Below are 17,683 nucleotides of genomic sequence, written 5' to 3'. Positions count from 1 at the left end.
TGAATCCCCGCCTCTGTTTTCAGGGGCGGTCGCATTTTTAAGAACCGGGGGTCGTAATGTATGCATTAACTCAGGGCCGAATCTATACCGGCCACGAAATTCTGGATGACCATGCGGTAGTGATTGCCGATGGCCTGATTGAACGTATCTGCCCACAGGCCGACTTGCCGTCCGGGATTGAGCAACGCTCGTTGAATGGCGCCATCCTCGCTCCCGGTTTTATTGACGTGCAGTTAAACGGCTGCGGCGGCGTGCAGTTCAACGACAGCCCGGACGCGGTGACCGTTGAAACGCTGGAAATCATGCAGAAAGCCAACGAAAAATCTGGCTGCACCAGCTACCTGCCAACGCTGATTACCTCCAGCGACGACCTGATGAAGCAGGGTATCCGCGTAATGCGTGAATACCTGGCGAAATACCCAAATCAGGCACTCGGTCTGCACCTTGAGGGCCCGTGGCTGAACATCGTCAAGAAAGGGACCCACAATCCGGATTACGTTCGTAAACCAGACAATGAACTGGTGGACTTCCTCTGCGCCAACGCCGATGTGATAACCAAGGTCACACTTGCGCCTGAAATGGTACCTGCCGAGGTGATTACTCGTCTGGTGAATGCCGGGATCGTGGTCTCTGCGGGTCACTCCAATGCCACGCTGAAAGAAGCCAAAGTGGGCTTCCGTGCGGGCATCACCTTCGCCACACACCTCTATAACGCGATGCCGTACATCACCGGACGCGAGCCGGGCCTTGCTGGCGCCATCTTTGATGAAGCAGACGTTTACTGCGGCATTATCGTTGACGGTCTGCACGTCGATTTCGCCAACGTCCGCAACGCCAAACGCCTGAAAGGCGATAAGCTGTGCCTGGTGACCGACGCCACCGCGCCGGCGGGGGCAAACATTGAAGAGTTCATTTTTGCTGGTAAAACAATATACTACCGCGATGGGCTCTGCGTGGATGAGAACGGCACCCTGAGCGGCTCGGCGCTAACCATGATTGAAGGCGTGCGTAATCTGGTAGAACACTGCGGCATCGCCCTGGATGAAACCTTGCGTATGGCTACGCTCTATCCTGCCCGCGCCATCGGCGTGGAAAAACAGCTCGGCAGCATTGCGCCAGGCAAGGTGGCGAACCTGACCGCGTTCACCCGCGATTATAAAATCACCAAGACCATCGTTAATGGTAACGAGGTCGTTAACTGAGTAAGTAAAGTATGACATCAGGCGGACAAGCTCAAATTGGTAATGTTGACCTCGTTAAACAGCTTAACAGTGCGGCCGTTTACCGCCTGATTGACCAGCATGGGCCAATCTCGCGCATTCAGATTGCCGAACAGAGCCAGCTTGCGCCCGCCAGCGTGACCAAAATCACGCGTCAGCTTATTGAACGCGGCCTGATCAAAGAAGTCGATCAGCAGGCCTCCACCGGAGGCCGCCGCGCCATTTCTATCGTTACCGAGACCCGCAATTTTCACGCCATCGGCGTACGTCTTGGTCGCCACGACACCACGCTCACGCTTTACGATCTGAGCAGCAAGGTGCTTGCTGAAGAGCACTACCCGCTTCCACAACGCACGCAGGAAACGCTTGAGTATGCGCTCCTCGACACCATCGCCACCTTTATTGAGCACACCCAGCGCAAGATCCGCGAACTGATCGCAATCTCGGTTATCCTGCCGGGGCTGGTCGATCCGGAAAGCGGCGTCATCCGCTATATGCCTCACATTCAGGTGGAGAACTGGGGTCTGGTGGGCGCGCTGGAAAAACGCTTTAACGTCACCTGTTTTGTCGGTCACGATATTCGCAGTCTGGCGCTCGCAGAGCACTACTTCGGTGCAACACAGGACTGCGAAGACTCTATTCTGGTGCGTGTTCACCGAGGAACCGGGGCCGGGATCATCTCCAATGGGCGCATTTTTATCGGCCGCAACGGCAACGTCGGCGAGATTGGCCATATTCAGGTCGACCCGCTCGGCGAACGCTGCCACTGCGGCAATTTTGGCTGCCTGGAAACCGTCGCCGCCAATGCCGCCATCGAACTTAAGGTTCGTCAGCTGTTGGAAAAAGGCTATCAGAGCAAAGTCACGCTGGATGAGTGCAACATCAAAACCATCTGCAAAGCCGCGAATAAAGGCGATGCGCTGGCAAGCGAAGTGATTGAGCAGGTTGGCCGCCATTTGGGTAAAACCATCGCCATTGCTATCAATCTGTTTAATCCGCAAAAAGTGGTGATTGCCGGTGAAATCACCGAAGCCGAAAAAGTGCTGCTGCCCGCCGTCGAAGGCTGCATCAACACTCAGGCGCTGAAAGCGTTTCGCCAGAATCTGCCCGTCGTGCGCTCGGCCCTCGATCATCGTTCGGCCATTGGCGCGTTTGCGCTGGTCAAACGTTCAATGCTCAACGGCCTGCTGCTGCAGCATCTGCTCGAAGGCTAACCCGCCCTCCTCCCGCGCTTCGGGCATGAGGGAGGATAATGTGTATAATTACGCCTTTCCTGAACAAAGACGCTGGACTGTCCATGACCCTCAAGAACATCATTTGCGATATTGACGGCGTGCTGATGCACGATAACGTAGCCGTACCGGGCGCTGCTGATTTCGTTGCGCGCGTGCTGGATAAAGGCATGCCGTTTGTCTGCCTGACCAACTACCCGTCACAAACAGGTCAGGATCTGGCAAACCGTTTCGCTACCGCGGGCATCGACGTCCCGGACAGCGTGTTTTATACCTCCGCCATGGCCACCGCCGACTTCCTGCGCCGTCAGGAAGGGAAAAAAGCCTACGTTGTCGGTGAGGGCGCGCTAATCCACGAACTGTATAAAGCCGGATTCACCATCACTGACGTCAACCCGGACTTCGTGATTGTCGGCGAAACGCGCTCCTTTAACTGGGAAATGATGCACAAGGCTGCGTTCTTCGTCGCCAACGGCGCACGCTTTATCGCCACCAACCCGGATACCCACGGCCGTGGCTATTATCCGGCGTGCGGGGCGCTTTGTGCTGGTATTGAGAAAATCTCAGGTCGTAAACCTTTTGTCGTTGGTAAGCCAAGCCCGTGGATAATCCGCGCCGCGCTGAACAAAATGCAGGCCCACTCTGAAGAAACGGTGATTGTAGGCGACAATCTTCGCACCGATATTCTGGCAGGCTTCCAGGCCGGTCTGGAAACGATTCTGGTGCTCTCCGGTGTCTCCACCGTCGATGACATCGACAATATGCCCTTCCGGCCGTCGTGGATTTACCCGTCGGTTGCCGAAATCGACATCATCTGAGTTCAAAACCACGTCCTGCGGCGTGGTTTTTTATTTTTCAACTTCAAAAATGCACCAACGTCTAATAAAAGACGTAGTTTATTGAGAAACCGTCAATAGCAGAACTAAAAGCCTGCGCCTTTTTCACTATTCGCTAATCCTCATTGCACTATTTTCGTTTAGCCCCGTAATCCTCTTGCGCACGCTTACGCTTTACGGCATTTTTTAAAGCATGCAACGCCCCAACAACACGCAACAGCATTAACGGAGAAGTAGCTATGTGTTCTATTTTCGGTGTACTGGATATCAAGACGGACGCGGTTGAGCTGCGTAAAAAAGCGCTGGAACTGTCCCGCCTGATGCGCCACCGCGGCCCGGACTGGTCCGGTATTTATGCCAGCGATAAAGCTATTCTTGCTCACGAACGTCTGTCGATTGTCGACGTCAACGCCGGTGCCCAGCCGCTTTACAACGAAAAGAAAACCCATGCGCTGGCCGTGAACGGTGAGATCTACAACCATCAGGCACTGCGCGCTGAATATGGCGACCGTTACCAGTTCCAGACGGGTTCCGACTGCGAAGTGATCCTCGCGCTGTACCAGGAAAAAGGCCCGGAGTTCCTCGACGATCTGCAAGGTATGTTCGCCTTCGCCCTGTACGACAGCGAAAAAGACGCGTACCTGATTGGCCGCGATCACATTGGGATCATCCCGCTGTACATGGGTCACGACGAGCACGGTAACCTGTATGTTGCCTCCGAAATGAAAGCACTGGTGCCGGTGTGCCGCACCATCAAAGAATTCCCTGCTGGCAGCTACCTGTGGAGCCAGGACGGCGAAATCCGTCCTTATTATCAGCGCGACTGGTTCGACTATGAGGCGGTAAAAGACAACGTCACCGACAAAAACGAACTGCGTCAGGCGCTGGAAGACTCCGTGAAAAGCCACCTGATGTCTGACGTACCTTACGGCGTGCTGCTTTCCGGTGGTCTGGATTCATCCGTTATTTCCGCCATCACCAAGAAATTCGCCGCTCGCCGCGTGGAAGATCAGGAGCGATCTGAGGCCTGGTGGCCGCAGCTGCACTCTTTCGCCGTTGGCCTGGAAGGTTCACCGGACCTGAAAGCTGCGCAGGAAGTGGCAAATCATCTGGGCACCGTGCACCATGAGATTCACTTCACCGTGCAGGAAGGTCTGGATGCCATTCGCGACGTGATTTATCACATCGAAACCTACGATGTGACCACCATTCGCGCCTCGACGCCAATGTATCTGATGTCGCGTAAAATCAAGGCGATGGGCATAAAAATGGTGCTTTCTGGCGAAGGCTCCGATGAATTGTTCGGCGGCTACCTCTACTTCCATAAAGCGCCGAACGCCAAAGAGCTGCATGAAGAAACTGTGCGTAAGCTTCAGGCTCTGCATATGTTTGACTGCGCTCGCGCAAACAAAGCGATGTCTGCCTGGGGTGTTGAAGCGCGCGTGCCGTTCCTCGACAAGAAATTCCTCGACGTGGCGATGCGTATCAACCCGCAGGATAAAATGTGCGGCAACGGCAAAATGGAAAAACACATTCTGCGCGAATGCTTTGAATCTTATCTGCCGGCAAGCGTGGCGTGGCGCCAGAAGGAACAATTCTCTGACGGCGTGGGCTACAGCTGGATTGATACGTTAAAAGAAGTGGCTGCGAAGCAAATCACCGACAAACAGCTGGAAACTGCAAGCTTCCGCTTCCCGTACAACACGCCATCTTCAAAAGAAGCCTATCTGTATCGCGAAATCTTTGAAGAGCTGTTCCCGCTGCCAAGCGCGGCGGAATGTGTACCAGGCGGCCCGTCCGTAGCCTGCTCTTCTGCGAAAGCGATCGAGTGGGACGAAGCGTTCAAAACCATGAACGATCCATCAGGCCGTGCCGTCGGCGTGCATCAGTCTGCCTACAAATAATGTCACGTTTTTGACAAAGGGCCTTTCGGGGCCCTTTTGCCGTTTGTGGGTACTCATCTGGCGGCAAAAAAGGCGTTAGAATCAATTATTGCCGATAAATTCGCCTTGCTGTTCGCAACCTAACCAAACAGTCACATTCCGGCTATTTTCCTTGAAAAAGAAGTTGACGCTACCAGGCTCAATACGCATAATGCGCCCCGCAACGCCGATAAGGTAACGCGAAAAAAAGATGGCTACGTAGCTCAGTTGGTTAGAGCACATCACTCATAATGATGGGGTCACAGGTTCGAATCCCGTCGTAGCCACCATCTTTTTGCGGGAGTGGCGAAATTGGTAGACGCACCAGATTTAGGTTCTGGCGCCGCAAGGTGTGCGAGTTCAAGTCTCGCCTCCCGCACCATTCCCAGTAAGCGTTGCACGGATGGGGTATCGCCAAGCGGTAAGGCACCGGTTTTTGATACCGGCATTCCCTGGTTCGAATCCAGGTACCCCAGCCACTTTTCCCTGACTAAGCGTTTTAACACGTGAGTCATTGGGGTATCGCCAAGCGGTAAGGCACCGGTTTTTGATACCGGCATTCCCTGGTTCGAATCCAGGTACCCCAGCCAGTATTGTTCTGGCATAAAAATTCAGGCTACGTAGCTCAGTTGGTTAGAGCACATCACTCATAATGATGGGGTCACAGGTTCGAATCCCGTCGTAGCCACCAAATTCTTGGGGTGTCGCCAAGCGGTAAGGCTCTGGTTTCTGATACCAGCATTCCGGGGTTCGAATCCCTGCACCCCAGCCAAGTTGTAAACGATGTAGAAAGTGAAAAGAAAATCGGATGGAGTGTCGCCAAGCGGTAAGGCTCTGGTTTCTGATACCAGCATTCCGGGGTTCGAATCCCTGCACTCCAGCCACTTTTCAACTAACATCGTTAAGCAGTAAAAAATTTATTGGGGTGTCGCCAAGCGGTAAGGCTCTGGTTTCTGATACCAGCATTCCGGGGTTCGAATCCCTGCACCCCAGCCAATAAAACAAAAAAGCTCGCTTATGCGGGCTTTTTTGTTTTTACGTGTCCAGTGCCCGGCGGGACTTATTTGCACGTGCCAACGTTTTCTCCAGGCCGGGAAAGCGCAGCGCCTCCCGGCAAAATAAAATTTAAAGACCTAATGCATACTTCAGCGCCTGACGTTTCAGGACGCCTGCACGTTCTGCGGCCATCAGGCCAATATTGCGCAGCATACGCAGTGGGGCGAGATCGTTGCTGAAGCCGGCATAAAACAGATCCATGCCGGACTGCATCAGATAGTTATCCGCCATTCTGCGGGTCTGATAGCGCTTGAGCACTGGCAGACTCGCCCATGCTTCACCGTGGCTACGCGCGCTTGCCAGCACATCCACTAATGCGTCCACGTCACGATAGCCCAGATTCACGCCCTGCCCGGCCAAAGGATGAATGGTGTGCGCCGCATCACCTACCAGCACCAGCCCTGGCTGCACATAACGAAGCGCGTGGCGGCGCGTTAGCGGGAAGGCCCCGGCGGCAACGGCTTTCACTTTTCCCAGCCGCGACGGAAAAGTATGGGCGATCGCCTGTTCCAGCTGTTCCAGCGACAGCGCCTGAAGCTGGCGGATACGCGCAGGTGTGTCATACCACACCAGCGATGCCCAATTGTCATACAGCGGTAAAAACGCTCGCGGTCCGTCCGGCGTAAACTGCTGCCATGTGCTGTCACCCGGCTCATTTTCACACTCGACGGTAATCAGCATGCAGGATTGCGGATACTGCCATGCATGGACGCCGATACCCGACATCTGGCGAACCTGCGAATTCGCACCGTCGGCACCGATAACCAGCTTCGCCTGCAGTTCGCTGCCGTCCGTAAACCCAAGCGAATAGCCTTCCGTTCCGTGAAGCATCGTTTCCAGCGAAGCCGGAACTCGCAGAGTAATCTTCTCCTGCGCCTCCAGCGCGCGCCACAGCGCTAGCTGCAACACGTTATTCTCCACCATATACCCGAGTTCAGGCAGCTTCAGCTCAGAGGCATTGAACACCACATGCGCATTCTCCCATTCCCAGGTTTCCAGCTGACGATAGCGGTGCGTTCGCATCGCCTGAATGGCTTCCCAGACGCCAAGCCCGCGCAGAAGCGCCACGGAGGAGGCGCTGATAGCCGAAATGCGCACATCTGGCGGGCTTCCCGCATCAAATTCCGGCGGCGCGGCGCGTTCGATAACGATCACGCTGAATCCCTGCTGCGCCAGTCCCAGCGCCAGCGCCCCGCCGACCATTCCGCCGCCCACGATGGCGATATCTGTAGAGTGATTGCTCATGGCTCATTGTCCTTAAAACTCAATCTCTTCAGTTTACCGGATTTTTCAGGCTTTGGGCGTAAGCTCAGTCATACTGGTCACGCTCGCCGCAAAGCATTACAATACGCACCCCTGCGTTTTCCCCGAGCAAAGCAAAGTCGATGACAAAAAAACTCCATATAAAAACCTGGGGCTGTCAGATGAACGAATACGATTCATCCAAGATGGCCGATCTGCTGGATGCCACTCACGGCTATCAACTGACTGAAAACGCGGATGAAGCCGACGTGCTGTTGCTGAACACCTGCTCAATTCGTGAGAAGGCGCAGGAAAAAGTGTTCCACCAGCTGGGGCGCTGGAAGCTTATCAAGGCGAAAAGACCTGACGTAATCATCGGCATCGGTGGCTGCGTAGCGTCTCAGGAAGGCAAGCTTATCCGCCAGCGTGCTCACTACGTTGACATCATTTTTGGCCCGCAAACCCTGCATCGCCTGCCGGAAATGATCGACACCATTCGCGGCATGCGCGATCGCCGTAAGCCAATCATCGACGTCAGCTTCCCGGAAATTGAAAAATTCGACCGCCTGCCTGAACCTCGTGCTGAGGGGCCAACCGCGTTCGTTTCCATTATGGAAGGCTGCAACAAATACTGTACCTACTGCGTCGTGCCTTATACCCGCGGCGAAGAAGTCAGCCGACCTACTGATGACATTCTGTTTGAGGTCGCTCAGCTGGCGGCCCAGGGCGTGCGTGAAATCCACCTGCTGGGGCAGAACGTTAACGCCTGGCGCGGTGAAAACTATGACGGCAGCACCGGTTCATTCTCCGAACTGCTGCGCCTGGTCGCCGCCATCGATGGTATTGACCGCCTTCGCTTCACCACCAGCCATCCGATCGAATTCACCGACGACATTATCGACGTCTATCGTGATACACCGGAGCTGGTGAGCTTCCTGCATCTTCCGGTACAAAGCGGTTCGGACCGCGTGCTGAACATGATGGGCCGCACGCATACGGTGCTGGAGTATAAAGCCATTGTCCGCAAGCTGTACGAAGCCCGGCCCGATATCCAGATAAGTTCAGACTTTATCGTCGGCTTCCCTGGCGAAACCAACGAAGACTTTGAAAAGACCATGAAGGTGATTGCCGACGTCAATATGGACGTGAGCTACAGCTTTATCTTCTCCGCACGCCCGGGTACTCCGGCGGCCGATATGGTCGACGACGTGCCGGATGAGGTTAAAAAGCAGCGCCTTTATATCCTTCAGGAACGCATTAACCAGCAGGCCATGGCCTGGAGCCGCCGTATGCTCGGCACCGTCCAGCGCATTCTGGTGGAAGGCACTTCCCGGAAAAGCATTATGGAGCTCACCGGGCGTACCGAAAACAACCGCGTGGTGAACTTTGAAGGTACGCCGGAGATGGTAGGCAAATTCGTGGATGTGGAAATCGTCGACGTCTACACCAACTCCCTGCGCGGTAAACTGGTACGCACGGAGGCGGAAATGGGGCTACGTATCGTGGAATCTCCTGAGTCCGTGATTGCCCGTACCCGCAAAGAAAATGACCTCGGCGTCGGTACCTTCCAGCCGTAATCGCCCGGCCTGCCGTGCGCGGCAGGCCCTTGCATTTCCCCGCCCTGCCCCCACATCCATGGCAATGCTTGCACCTTTAAACGCTTGCGAGAATAATTTCCTTTAAGCAGGTCCATAAAAGCCCTCCGTGGCGCCAGGTATAAAGAGGAACAGTTTGAATACAGAAACCCGTGAAATCACCCTTGAGCCGGCAGACAACGAACGCCTGCTGAGCCTGTGTGGCCCGTTTGATGACAACGTCAAGCACCTCGAACGTCGACTGGGCATCGAAATCAACCGCCGCGATAACCACTTCAAACTCACCGGTCGCGCCCTCTGCGTGAATGCAGCAGCCGATATTCTGCGCTCTCTGTATGTTGATACAGCCCCGATGCGTGGCCAGACCCAGGATATCGAACCTGAGCAGATTCATCTGGCGATTAAAGAAGCCCGCGTGCTGGAACAAAGCGCCGAGAGCGTACCGGACTACGGCAAAGCCATCAATATCAAAACCAAGCGTGGAGTCATTAAGCCGCGTACGCCAAATCAGGCGCAGTACATCGCTAATATTCTCGACCATGACATCACCTTTGGCGTAGGTCCTGCGGGAACCGGCAAAACCTACCTTGCGGTTGCCGCTGCGGTGGACGCCCTTGAGCGCCAGGAAATTCGCCGCATTCTGCTGACTCGTCCGGCGGTGGAAGCCGGTGAAAAACTTGGCTTCCTGCCAGGCGATCTGAGCCAGAAGGTGGATCCGTATCTGCGCCCGCTGTACGACGCGCTGTTCGAAATGCTCGGCTTTGAGAAAGTCGAAAAGCTGATTGAGCGCAACGTCATCGAAGTCGCCCCGCTGGCTTATATGCGTGGCCGTACGCTGAACGATGCGTTCATCATTCTGGATGAAAGCCAGAACACCACCATCGAACAGATGAAAATGTTCCTGACCCGTATTGGCTTTAACTCCAAAGCCGTGATCACCGGCGACATCACCCAGATTGACCTGCCGCGTAATATGAAATCGGGCCTGCGCCATGCCATCGAAGTGCTGGCGGAAGTGGATGAAATCAGCTTCAACTTCTTCCACAGTGAAGACGTGGTGCGCCACCCGGTGGTCGCCCGCATCGTTAACGCCTATGAAGCCTGGGAAGAAGCAGATCAAAAGCGCAGAGCTGCCGAAGCCGCAGAGCGTAAACGCGAAGCGCTGACCGCGCAGTCTCAGGAGCAAAAATGAGCTCGGTAATTTTAGATTTACAGATAGCCACCGAAGATGAAAACGGCCTGCCGCCGGAAGCGCAATTCCAGCGCTGGCTGGATGCGACAATCCCGGCGTTTCAGGCCGAATCGGAAGTGACCATTCGCCTGGTTGATGAAGCGGAAAGCCATGAGCTCAACCTCACCTATCGCGGCAAAGACAAATCAACCAACGTGCTTTCCTTCCCGTTTGAGGCGCCGCCAGGTATTGAGATGCCGCTGCTCGGCGATCTCATCATCTGCCGCCAGGTGGTGGAACGCGAAGCTCAGGAGCAGGGTAAACCACTCGAAGCCCACTGGGCGCACATGGTGGTACACGGCAGCCTGCACCTGCTGGGTTACGATCATATTGAAGACGACGAAGCCGAAGAGATGGAAAGTCTGGAAACAGAGATAATGCTTGCTCTGAACTATGATGATCCGTACATTGCCGAGAAAGAGTAACCCTGCGGCAGCTAACCGCTGCGAGGGGATTTTATGCTGCCAGCAGCTGAGTTTACGCGCGGCAGATGATTTCACTAACATGAGACCCCATACGACGCCATGAGCGACGACAACTCACACAGTAACGACACCTTAAACAGCAAAAAGGGATTCTTCTCCCTCTTACTGAGCCAACTGTTCCACGGCGAACCAAAAAACCGTGATGAACTCCTGGCGCTGATCCGTGATTCCGGGCAGAACGATCTTATCGATGAAGATACGCGCGACATGCTCGAAGGGGTAATGGATATCGCCGACCAGCGCGTCCGCGACATCATGATCCCCCGCTCTCAGATGGTTACCTTGAAACGCAATCAAACCCTGGATGAATGCCTCGATGTCATTATCGAGTCCGCCCACTCGCGTTTTCCGGTGATCAGCGAAGATAAAGATCACATTGAAGGGATTCTGATGGCCAAGGATCTGCTGCCGTTTATGCGCAGCGACGCCGAAGCCTTCAGCATGGAAAAAGTGTTGCGCCAGGCTGTGGTGGTGCCGGAAAGCAAGCGGGTTGACCGCATGCTGAAGGAGTTCCGCTCTCAGCGCTATCACATGGCGATTGTGATTGACGAATTTGGCGGCGTCTCGGGTCTGGTGACCATCGAAGACATCCTCGAACTTATCGTCGGCGAAATTGAAGACGAATACGATGAAGAAGACGACATCGATTTCCGTCAGCTGAGCCGTCATACCTGGACCGTTCGCGCCCTGGCATCCATTGAGGACTTCAACGAAGCCTACGGCACGCACTTCAGCGATGACGAAGTGGATACCATCGGCGGTCTGGTGATGCAGGCATTCGGGCACCTGCCTGCGCGCGGCGAATCCATTGACATTGATGGTTACCAGTTCAAAGTTGCGATGGCTGACAGCCGCCGTATCATCCAGGTACACGTCAAACTTCCGGAAGATGCGCCACAGCCCAATCTGGAAGACTAATTAACGGGACGACAACGCTAAATGGCATTTGCCTCTCTGATTGAACGCCAGCGCATTCGCCTGCTGCTGGCGCTGCTTTTTGGTGCCTGCGGAACGCTGGCTTTCTCCCCCTACGATATCTGGCCTGCGGCGATCGTTTCGCTGATGGGGCTTCAGGGGCTGACGCTCAACCGCCGTCCGCTGCAAAGCGCCTGGATTGGCTATTTCTGGGGGCTTGGGCTGTTTGGCTCCGGCATTAACTGGGTTTACGTCAGCATCGCGCAGTTCGGCGGGATGCCGGGCCCGGTGAACGTTTTCCTCGTCGTTCTGCTCGCCGCGTATCTGTCGCTTTATACCGGGCTGTTTGCCGGGATACTCTCGCGCCTGTGGCCGAAAGCAAACTGGGTGCGCGTCGCCATTGCCGCTCCGGCGGTCTGGCAGCTGACTGAATTCCTGCGCGGCTGGGTGCTGACCGGTTTCCCCTGGCTACAGTTCGGCTACAGTCAGATTGACGGTCCGCTGAAAGGCCTGGCGCCGGTGATGGGCGTCGAAGCCATCAACTTCCTGCTGATGATGGTGAGCGGCCTGCTGGTGCTGGCGTTGGTCACCCGCAGCTGGCGTCCGCTGGTTGCTGCGGTGGTGCTGTTCGCTCTGCCTTTCCCGTTGCGTTATATCCAGTGGTATCAATTGCTTCCCGCCCGCACGACGGAAGTCTCGCTGGTGCAGGGTAATATTCCACAGTCGCTGAAGTGGGATGAAAAAGAGCTGATCAACACACTCAAAATTTATCTCGATTCGACGGAAAAAGTGATGGGCAAATCACAGCTGATTATCTGGCCGGAGTCCGCTATTCCGGACCTGGAAATCAATCAGCAGCGCCTGCTCAGCATGATGGATGATATGCTGCGTGCCAAAAACAGCTCACTGATTACCGGCGTGGTAGATTCCCGTCTTAACGCGCAAAACCGTTACGATACCTACAACACTATTATCACGCTCGGCAAAGACAACCCGTACAGCTACGATTCGACCGATCGCTACAACAAAAATCATCTGGTGCCGTTTGGCGAGTTTGTGCCGCTGGAATCCATTCTGCGCCCGCTCGCGCCGTTCTTCGATTTACCCATGTCGTCCTTCAGCCGTGGGCCGTACATTCAGCCACAGCTGTCGGCACATAATCTGAAGCTGACGGCGGCTATCTGCTACGAAATTATTCTCGGTGAGCAAGTACGCGATAACTTCCGACCGGATACCGATTTCCTGCTGACCATCTCTAACGATGCCTGGTTTGGGAAATCCATCGGTCCCTGGCAGCATTTCCAGATGGCGCGTATGCGTGCTCTGGAGCTGGCTCGCCCACTGCTTCGTAGCACCAACAACGGTATTACGGCTGTCATTGATCCACGCGGCGATGTACAGGCGATGATCCCGCAGTTTACTCGCGAAGTGCTGACGACTACCGTTACGCCGACCACTGGCCTGACGCCCTATGCGCGCACCGGCAACTGGCCGCTGTGGATCCTGACCGCTCTGTTTGGTTTTGGTGCTCTGGTAATGAGCCTGAGACAGCGTCGAGGTAAATTGTAAAACTGTCTCTACCGGACAGTGTTTAGTGTATTCACCCTCTCCCTGTGGGAGAGGGTCGGGGTGAGGGCATCAGACCGCACCCTCCTTTCAAATAATCCTGCATTCACTTCTGGCACGCCAATTGCTTAATCCTTTCAGAGATTTGCGTTATCGGCGATCGTGCAACTGAGTTGCACCACCAGCCCCCACCGGTAGCACCCTTTCGGTGCATAAGAGCATTTTTGCCTCAAAACGGTGCGGCGCATCTCGCAAAAACAAACAATAATGCAGCAAAATCTTTACATTAAGCCAAACTAAATGTTAACAAACTGGCTTAATACTGCACACTCAAGTGGCAGGCTATAACAACACAACACTCACACGGGTATCTGCGCGTCGCTGACGCCACGATAAGGAGTTGGATATGCAATTACGTAAACTGGCCGCGGCCATGCTGGTGATGGGAATGTCCGCGAGCGTTGTCCATGCAGAAGACGCACCTGCAGCGGGCAGCACGCTGGATAAAATTGCCAAAAATGGGGTGATCGTGGTCGGCCACCGTGAATCCTCTGTACCGTTTTCTTACTACGATAACCAGCAGAAAGTCGTTGGCTACTCTCAGGATTACTCCAACGCTATCGTTGATGCGATCAAGAAGCAACTGAACAAGCCTGATCTGCAGGTCAAGCTGATCCCGGTTACGTCACAGAACCGTATCCCGCTGCTGCAGAACGGTACCTATGACTTCGAATGTGGATCCACCACCAACAACCTTGAGCGTCAGAAACAGGCGGCCTTCTCCGATACCATCTTCATCATCGGCACGCGTCTGCTGGTGAAAAAAGGCGGCCCGATTAAAGATTTCGACGATCTAAAAGGCAAAGCTGTGGTGGTGACTTCAGGTACCACATCAGAAATTTTGCTCAACAAAATGAACGACGAGAAGAAAATGGGGATGCGCATCATCAGCGCGAAAGACCACGGCGACTCCTTCCGTACCCTGGAAAGCGGCCGTGCGGTGGCGTTTATGATGGATGACGCGCTGCTGGCGGGCGAACGTGCGAAGGCGAAGAAACCAGACAACTGGGAAATCATCGGTACGCCTCAGTCTAAAGAAGCCTATGGCTGCATGCTGCGTAAAGACGATCCGGCCTTTAAGAAGCTGATGGATGACACCATCGCACAGGCGCAAACCTCCGGTGAAGCCGCGAAATGGTTCGACAAGTGGTTCAAGCAGCCGATCCCACCGAAAAACCTGAACATGAACTTCGAACTGTCTGACGACATGAAGGCACTGTTTAAAGAACCAAACGACAAAGCTCTTAACTAATTAGAAAAACGATGGGCGGGTTCGCCTGCCCTCTCGATTGCGAGGAAACACGGACAGACTCAGTGTCGGCTGGTCGTTCCCCAGCGGGCATGAAATATCAATACCCTGAATGCCGAAAAGGATAACGGGTAAAGGTTTCCTTAGCAGTCTTCGAGGGTAGCGCTGCTACCCTTTTTTTTTTCGGAGTGCATTTATGTCAATCGACTGGAACTGGGGTATTTTTCTGCAACAGGCCCCGTTCGGCAACACCACCTATCTCGGCTGGCTGTGGAGCGGCTTTCAGGTCACCGTGGCGCTCTCCGTCACGGCCTGGATTATCGCCTTCCTCGTTGGCTCATTGTTCGGCATTCTGCGCACCGTGCCCAACCGCTTCCTCTCCGGAATCGGCACGCTGTACGTTGAACTGTTCCGTAACGTTCCCTTGATCGTTCAGTTCTTTACCTGGTATCTGGTGATACCGGAACTGCTGCCGGAAAATATCGGCATGTGGTTTAAGTCTGAGCTCGATCCCAACATTCAGTTCTTCGTTTCGTCGATGCTCTGCCTGGGGTTGTTTACCGCGGCTCGCGTGTGCGAACAGGTGCGCGCGGCGATTCAGTCGCTGCCGCGAGGACAGAAAAACGCGGCGCTGGCGATGGGGCTGACCCTGCCGCAGGCGTATCGCTACGTACTGCTGCCTAACGCCTATCGCGTGATTGTGCCGCCGATGACCTCGGAGATGATGAACCTGGTGAAAAACTCGGCCATCGCCTCGACAATTGGCCTGGTGGACATGGCCGCGCAGGCCGGCAAGCTGCTGGACTATTCCGCACACGCCTGGGAATCCTTCACGGCGATTACGCTGGCTTATGTCCTGATCAACGCCGTGATTATGCTGGCAATGAATCTGGTTGAACGTAAAGTTCGCCTGCCCGGCAACATGGGAGGCAAATAATGTACGATTTTGACTGGAGTTCCATCGTTCCTTCTATGCCTTATCTGCTGGCAGGCCTGGTGATTACGCTGAAGATTACGGTTACCGCCGTGGTTTTCGGCATCGTCTGGGGTACGCTGCTGGCGGTGATGCGGCTGTCGACCTTTAAGCCAGTCGCCTGGTTTGCCATCGCCTACGTGAACGTATTCCGTTCTATTCCACTGGTGATGGTGCTGCTGTGGTTTTACCTGATCGTCCCTGGTTTTCTGCAAAACGTGCTGGGCCTTTCACCAAAAACCGACATCCGCCTGGTGTCAGCGATGGTCGCCTTCTCTATGTTTGAGGCGGCCTATTATTCAGAAATTATCCGCGCCGGTATCCAGAGCGTCTCCCGCGGCCAGGGCAACGCTGCGCTGGCGCTCGGAATGACGCAGTGGCAGTCAATGAAGCTCATCATTCTGCCACAGGCGTTCCGTGCGATGGTGCCGCTGCTGCTGACGCAGGGGATCGTCCTGTTCCAGGATACTTCGCTGGTTTACGTTCTGAGCCTTGCCGATTTCTTCCGTACCGCGTCCACCATTGGCGAACGTGACGGTACCCAGGTTGAGATGATCCTGTTCGCCGGGGCCGTCTATTTTGTTATCAGCTTAAGCGCCTCGCTGTTGGTCAGCTATTTGAAGAAAAGGACCGTGTAATGATTTCCCTGAAAAATGTTTCGAAATGGTATGGCCACTTTCAGGTGCTGACCGACTGCTCCACGGAAGTGAAAAAAGGTGAAGTAGTGGTGGTTTGCGGCCCGTCAGGCTCCGGTAAATCCACGCTTATCAAAACCGTGAACGGCCTTGAGCCTGTACAACAGGGTGAGATCCTGGTGAACGGCACGCAGGTAAACAACAAAAAAACGGATCTGGCTAAGCTGCGTTCGCACGTCGGCATGGTGTTCCAGCATTTCGAGCTGTTCCCGCACCTGTCGATCATCGAAAACCTGACGCTGGCGCAGGTCAAAGTGCTCAAGCGCGATAAAGCCGCCGCCCGCACTAAAGGCCTGAAGCTGCTGGAACGCGTTGGTCTTTCTGCTCACGCCGATAAGTTCCCGGCACAGCTTTCCGGCGGCCAACAGCAGCGTGTGGCGATCGCCCGTGCGCTGTGCATGGATCCTGTCGCCATGCTGTTTGACGAACCCACCTCTGCGCTCGATCCTGAGATGATCAACGAAGTGCTGGACGTCATGGTCGAACTGGCGCACGAAGGAATGACGATGATGGTGGTAACTCACGAAATGGGCTTCGCCCGCAAAGTGGCAAACCGCGTCATCTTTATGGATGAAGGGAAGATTGTGGAAGACTCCGACAAGGACGATTTCTTCAATAATCCTCAGTCCGATCGTGCGAAGGATTTCCTGGCGAAGATTCTGCACTGATCCTCTGCGGCCTGATCCCCTCACCCCGCCCCTCTCCCAAAAGGAGAGGGTGCAAACACTAGTTCCTCCTTACAGGAGGAACGCATTTACCTAGGGCTCAAAGGCCTTCCGCTGGAACTGGTCATGACCGCATTTCGGGCACAGCGGTAGCACATCCGGCGAGTAAACAGCGAGGTGGAAATGGCATTTCTCGCAGACCAGATTCCCCAGCCCGACCACTTCTCCGCTGTGATAAACGCCGTGGTGATTCAGGTCCTGGAACACTTCTCGCCACTCAAGCTGCGTTTTGTCGGTGATATCCGCCAGCTCCTGCCAGATACTCTCCTTAATCACCCGCAGGAACACGCTATCCTTCACTTCATCCTGGCTTTCGTTATAGCTAACCGCAAACTCCTCCAGATCGCGGCGGACGGCCCGGGTCAGCTCGTCAATTTCTGTTCGCGTTAACTCCCCGGTCTGGCTGACTCGCGCTCTTGCCTGCTCAACCAGCGCGTCAATATCGCGCTCTCCATTACGCAGCCGCTCGGTCAGCGCCGTCACCAGTTCACGATAATATTGAGCAACCTTGTTCATTGTTTCATCTCCCGGACGGTTAACGTCCTCTAATGATAGACCTTATTTCCCGGAAGCTTTGTCAGCTACGCCACAGACCCGGTAAATAAACGCAAGGCCGGAGTGTGTGAAAGGCTGTTTTGACGTGCCCGTTTGGGCTATGCTATGCGGATCTGAATGACCACA

Annotated in this window: 15 protein-coding genes and 8 tRNA genes; 21 read left to right on the top strand and 2 right to left on the bottom strand. The window is 54.8% G+C overall.

The genetic code is table 11. The annotated features are described in order from the left end of the window. The first annotated feature begins 56 nt into the window (after positions 1-56). The 12 genes from nagA to AB1287_RS04695 all read left to right on the top strand — a co-directional run bounded on the left by nagA (position 57) and on the right by AB1287_RS04695 (position 6,206). Positions 57-1,202, top strand: coding sequence for an N-acetylglucosamine-6-phosphate deacetylase (gene nagA, locus AB1287_RS04750; RefSeq protein WP_312629204.1), 1,146 nt, complete (start codon positions 57-59; stop codon positions 1,200-1,202). An 11-nt stretch (positions 1,203-1,213) separates the two neighbouring features. After that, the gene (gene nagC, locus AB1287_RS04745; protein WP_312629206.1) at positions 1,214-2,434 is read left to right on the top strand and encodes a DNA-binding transcriptional regulator NagC; all 1,221 of its coding nucleotides are present in this window, start codon (positions 1,214-1,216) and stop codon (positions 2,432-2,434) included. 83 nt (positions 2,435-2,517) lie between these two features. Beyond that, positions 2,518-3,270 carry an HAD-IIA family hydrolase gene (locus tag AB1287_RS04740; RefSeq protein WP_435617175.1) on the top strand — a complete coding sequence of 251 codons (753 nt, stop codon included), beginning with the start codon at positions 2,518-2,520 and terminating at the stop codon, positions 3,268-3,270. Between the two features lie 257 nt (positions 3,271-3,527). Further along, on the top strand, positions 3,528-5,192 hold the full coding sequence (gene asnB / locus AB1287_RS04735) for an asparagine synthase B (RefSeq protein WP_435617104.1): 1,665 nt from the start codon (positions 3,528-3,530) through the stop codon (positions 5,190-5,192). A 231-nt stretch (positions 5,193-5,423) separates the two neighbouring features. Continuing rightward, a tRNA-Met gene (locus AB1287_RS04730) sits at positions 5,424-5,500 on the top strand. 7 nt (positions 5,501-5,507) lie between these two features. Next, positions 5,508-5,592 (top strand) — tRNA-Leu (locus AB1287_RS04725). 22 nt (positions 5,593-5,614) lie between these two features. Continuing rightward, positions 5,615-5,689, top strand: a tRNA-Gln gene (locus AB1287_RS04720). Between the two features lie 36 nt (positions 5,690-5,725). Continuing rightward, positions 5,726-5,800 (top strand) — tRNA-Gln (locus AB1287_RS04715). Between the two features lie 24 nt (positions 5,801-5,824). Continuing rightward, positions 5,825-5,901, top strand: a tRNA-Met gene (locus AB1287_RS04710). Between the two features lie 6 nt (positions 5,902-5,907). Beyond that, positions 5,908-5,982: transfer RNA gene (locus AB1287_RS04705), tRNA-Gln, on the top strand. A gap of 37 nt (positions 5,983-6,019) precedes the next feature. Continuing rightward, positions 6,020-6,094, top strand: a tRNA-Gln gene (locus tag AB1287_RS04700). A gap of 37 nt (positions 6,095-6,131) precedes the next feature. Continuing rightward, a tRNA-Gln gene (locus tag AB1287_RS04695) sits at positions 6,132-6,206 on the top strand. 129 nt (positions 6,207-6,335) lie between these two features. On the opposite strand, the gene ubiF is transcribed toward AB1287_RS04695, so the two are convergent. Then, positions 6,336-7,511, bottom strand: a complete 1,176-nt coding sequence (ubiF, locus tag AB1287_RS04690) for a 3-demethoxyubiquinol 3-hydroxylase (protein ID WP_435617103.1) — start codon at positions 7,509-7,511, stop codon at positions 6,336-6,338. Between the two features lie 140 nt (positions 7,512-7,651). Here ubiF and miaB point away from each other — a divergent pair, with 140 nt between their 5' ends. The 9 genes from miaB (at position 7,652) to AB1287_RS04645 (ending at position 16,945) form a co-directional block, all read left to right on the top strand. Beyond that, the gene (gene miaB / locus AB1287_RS04685) at positions 7,652-9,085 is read left to right on the top strand and encodes a tRNA (N6-isopentenyl adenosine(37)-C2)-methylthiotransferase MiaB (RefSeq protein ID WP_312624446.1); all 1,434 of its coding nucleotides are present in this window, start codon (positions 7,652-7,654) and stop codon (positions 9,083-9,085) included. A 154-nt stretch (positions 9,086-9,239) separates the two neighbouring features. Continuing rightward, positions 9,240-10,295, top strand: coding sequence for a PhoH family protein (locus AB1287_RS04680; protein ID WP_435617102.1), 1,056 nt, complete (start codon positions 9,240-9,242; stop codon positions 10,293-10,295). After that, positions 10,292-10,759, top strand: coding sequence for an rRNA maturation RNase YbeY (gene ybeY / locus AB1287_RS04675; protein ID WP_312624448.1), 468 nt, complete (start codon positions 10,292-10,294; stop codon positions 10,757-10,759). The genes AB1287_RS04680 and ybeY overlap by 4 nt, the downstream gene beginning before the upstream one ends. Before the next feature lie 99 nt (positions 10,760-10,858). Next, positions 10,859-11,737 (top strand): CNNM family magnesium/cobalt transport protein CorC, encoded by an 879-nt coding sequence (gene corC / locus AB1287_RS04670; protein ID WP_312624449.1) that lies wholly within the window; start codon positions 10,859-10,861, stop codon positions 11,735-11,737. 21 nt (positions 11,738-11,758) lie between these two features. Beyond that, a complete protein-coding gene (gene lnt, locus AB1287_RS04665) occupies positions 11,759-13,303 on the top strand; it encodes an apolipoprotein N-acyltransferase (protein ID WP_312624452.1) in 1,545 nt (514 codons plus the stop codon). A gap of 403 nt (positions 13,304-13,706) precedes the next feature. Further along, positions 13,707-14,612: an amino acid ABC transporter substrate-binding protein gene (locus tag AB1287_RS04660; protein WP_435617101.1), complete on the top strand. Its 906-nt coding sequence runs from the start codon at positions 13,707-13,709 to the stop codon at positions 14,610-14,612. A 193-nt stretch (positions 14,613-14,805) separates the two neighbouring features. Beyond that, positions 14,806-15,546: a glutamate/aspartate ABC transporter permease GltJ gene (gene gltJ, locus AB1287_RS04655; protein ID WP_312624455.1), complete on the top strand. Its 741-nt coding sequence runs from the start codon at positions 14,806-14,808 to the stop codon at positions 15,544-15,546. Next, positions 15,546-16,220 carry a glutamate/aspartate ABC transporter permease GltK gene (gene gltK, locus AB1287_RS04650; RefSeq protein WP_435617100.1) on the top strand — a complete coding sequence of 225 codons (675 nt, stop codon included), beginning with the start codon at positions 15,546-15,548 and terminating at the stop codon, positions 16,218-16,220. The genes gltJ and gltK overlap by 1 nt, the downstream gene beginning before the upstream one ends. After that, complete coding sequence (locus tag AB1287_RS04645) at positions 16,220-16,945, top strand: amino acid ABC transporter ATP-binding protein (protein ID WP_435617099.1); 726 nt, start codon at positions 16,220-16,222, stop codon at positions 16,943-16,945. Before gltK ends, AB1287_RS04645 begins: the two co-directional genes overlap by 1 nt. A gap of 90 nt (positions 16,946-17,035) precedes the next feature. Here the strand turns inward: AB1287_RS04645 and AB1287_RS04640 are convergent, their stop codons facing one another. Next, complete coding sequence (locus AB1287_RS04640) at positions 17,036-17,518, bottom strand: zinc ribbon-containing protein (protein ID WP_312624457.1); 483 nt, start codon at positions 17,516-17,518, stop codon at positions 17,036-17,038. Between the last annotated feature and the right edge of the window lie 165 nt (positions 17,519-17,683).

The sequence above is a fragment of the Scandinavium sp. UTDF21-P1B genome (genome assembly GCF_040750395.1).
Classification (GTDB): domain Bacteria; phylum Pseudomonadota; class Gammaproteobacteria; order Enterobacterales; family Enterobacteriaceae; genus Scandinavium.
Note: the sequence above shows the minus strand (reverse complement) of the source record. Positions and strands in the feature narration are given on the sequence as shown.

Coding starts and splice junctions, on each gene's coding strand:
- nagC (WP_312629206.1), top strand. CDS start 1,214: ATGACATCAGGCGGACAAGCTCAAATTGGTAATGTTGACCTCGTTAAA.
- nagA (WP_312629204.1), top strand. CDS start 57: ATGTATGCATTAACTCAGGGCCGAATCTATACCGGCCACGAAATTCTG.
- lnt (WP_312624452.1), top strand. CDS start 11,759: ATGGCATTTGCCTCTCTGATTGAACGCCAGCGCATTCGCCTGCTGCTG.
- asnB (WP_435617104.1), top strand. CDS start 3,528: ATGTGTTCTATTTTCGGTGTACTGGATATCAAGACGGACGCGGTTGAG.
- AB1287_RS04640 (WP_312624457.1), bottom strand. CDS start 17,518: ATGAACAAGGTTGCTCAATATTATCGTGAACTGGTGACGGCGCTGACC.
- corC (WP_312624449.1), top strand. CDS start 10,859: ATGAGCGACGACAACTCACACAGTAACGACACCTTAAACAGCAAAAAG.
- AB1287_RS04660 (WP_435617101.1), top strand. CDS start 13,707: ATGCAATTACGTAAACTGGCCGCGGCCATGCTGGTGATGGGAATGTCC.
- gltK (WP_435617100.1), top strand. CDS start 15,546: ATGTACGATTTTGACTGGAGTTCCATCGTTCCTTCTATGCCTTATCTG.
- ubiF (WP_435617103.1), bottom strand. CDS start 7,511: ATGAGCAATCACTCTACAGATATCGCCATCGTGGGCGGCGGAATGGTC.
- AB1287_RS04740 (WP_435617175.1), top strand. CDS start 2,518: ATGACCCTCAAGAACATCATTTGCGATATTGACGGCGTGCTGATGCAC.
- ybeY (WP_312624448.1), top strand. CDS start 10,292: ATGAGCTCGGTAATTTTAGATTTACAGATAGCCACCGAAGATGAAAAC.
- miaB (WP_312624446.1), top strand. CDS start 7,652: ATGACAAAAAAACTCCATATAAAAACCTGGGGCTGTCAGATGAACGAA.
- gltJ (WP_312624455.1), top strand. CDS start 14,806: ATGTCAATCGACTGGAACTGGGGTATTTTTCTGCAACAGGCCCCGTTC.
- AB1287_RS04645 (WP_435617099.1), top strand. CDS start 16,220: ATGATTTCCCTGAAAAATGTTTCGAAATGGTATGGCCACTTTCAGGTG.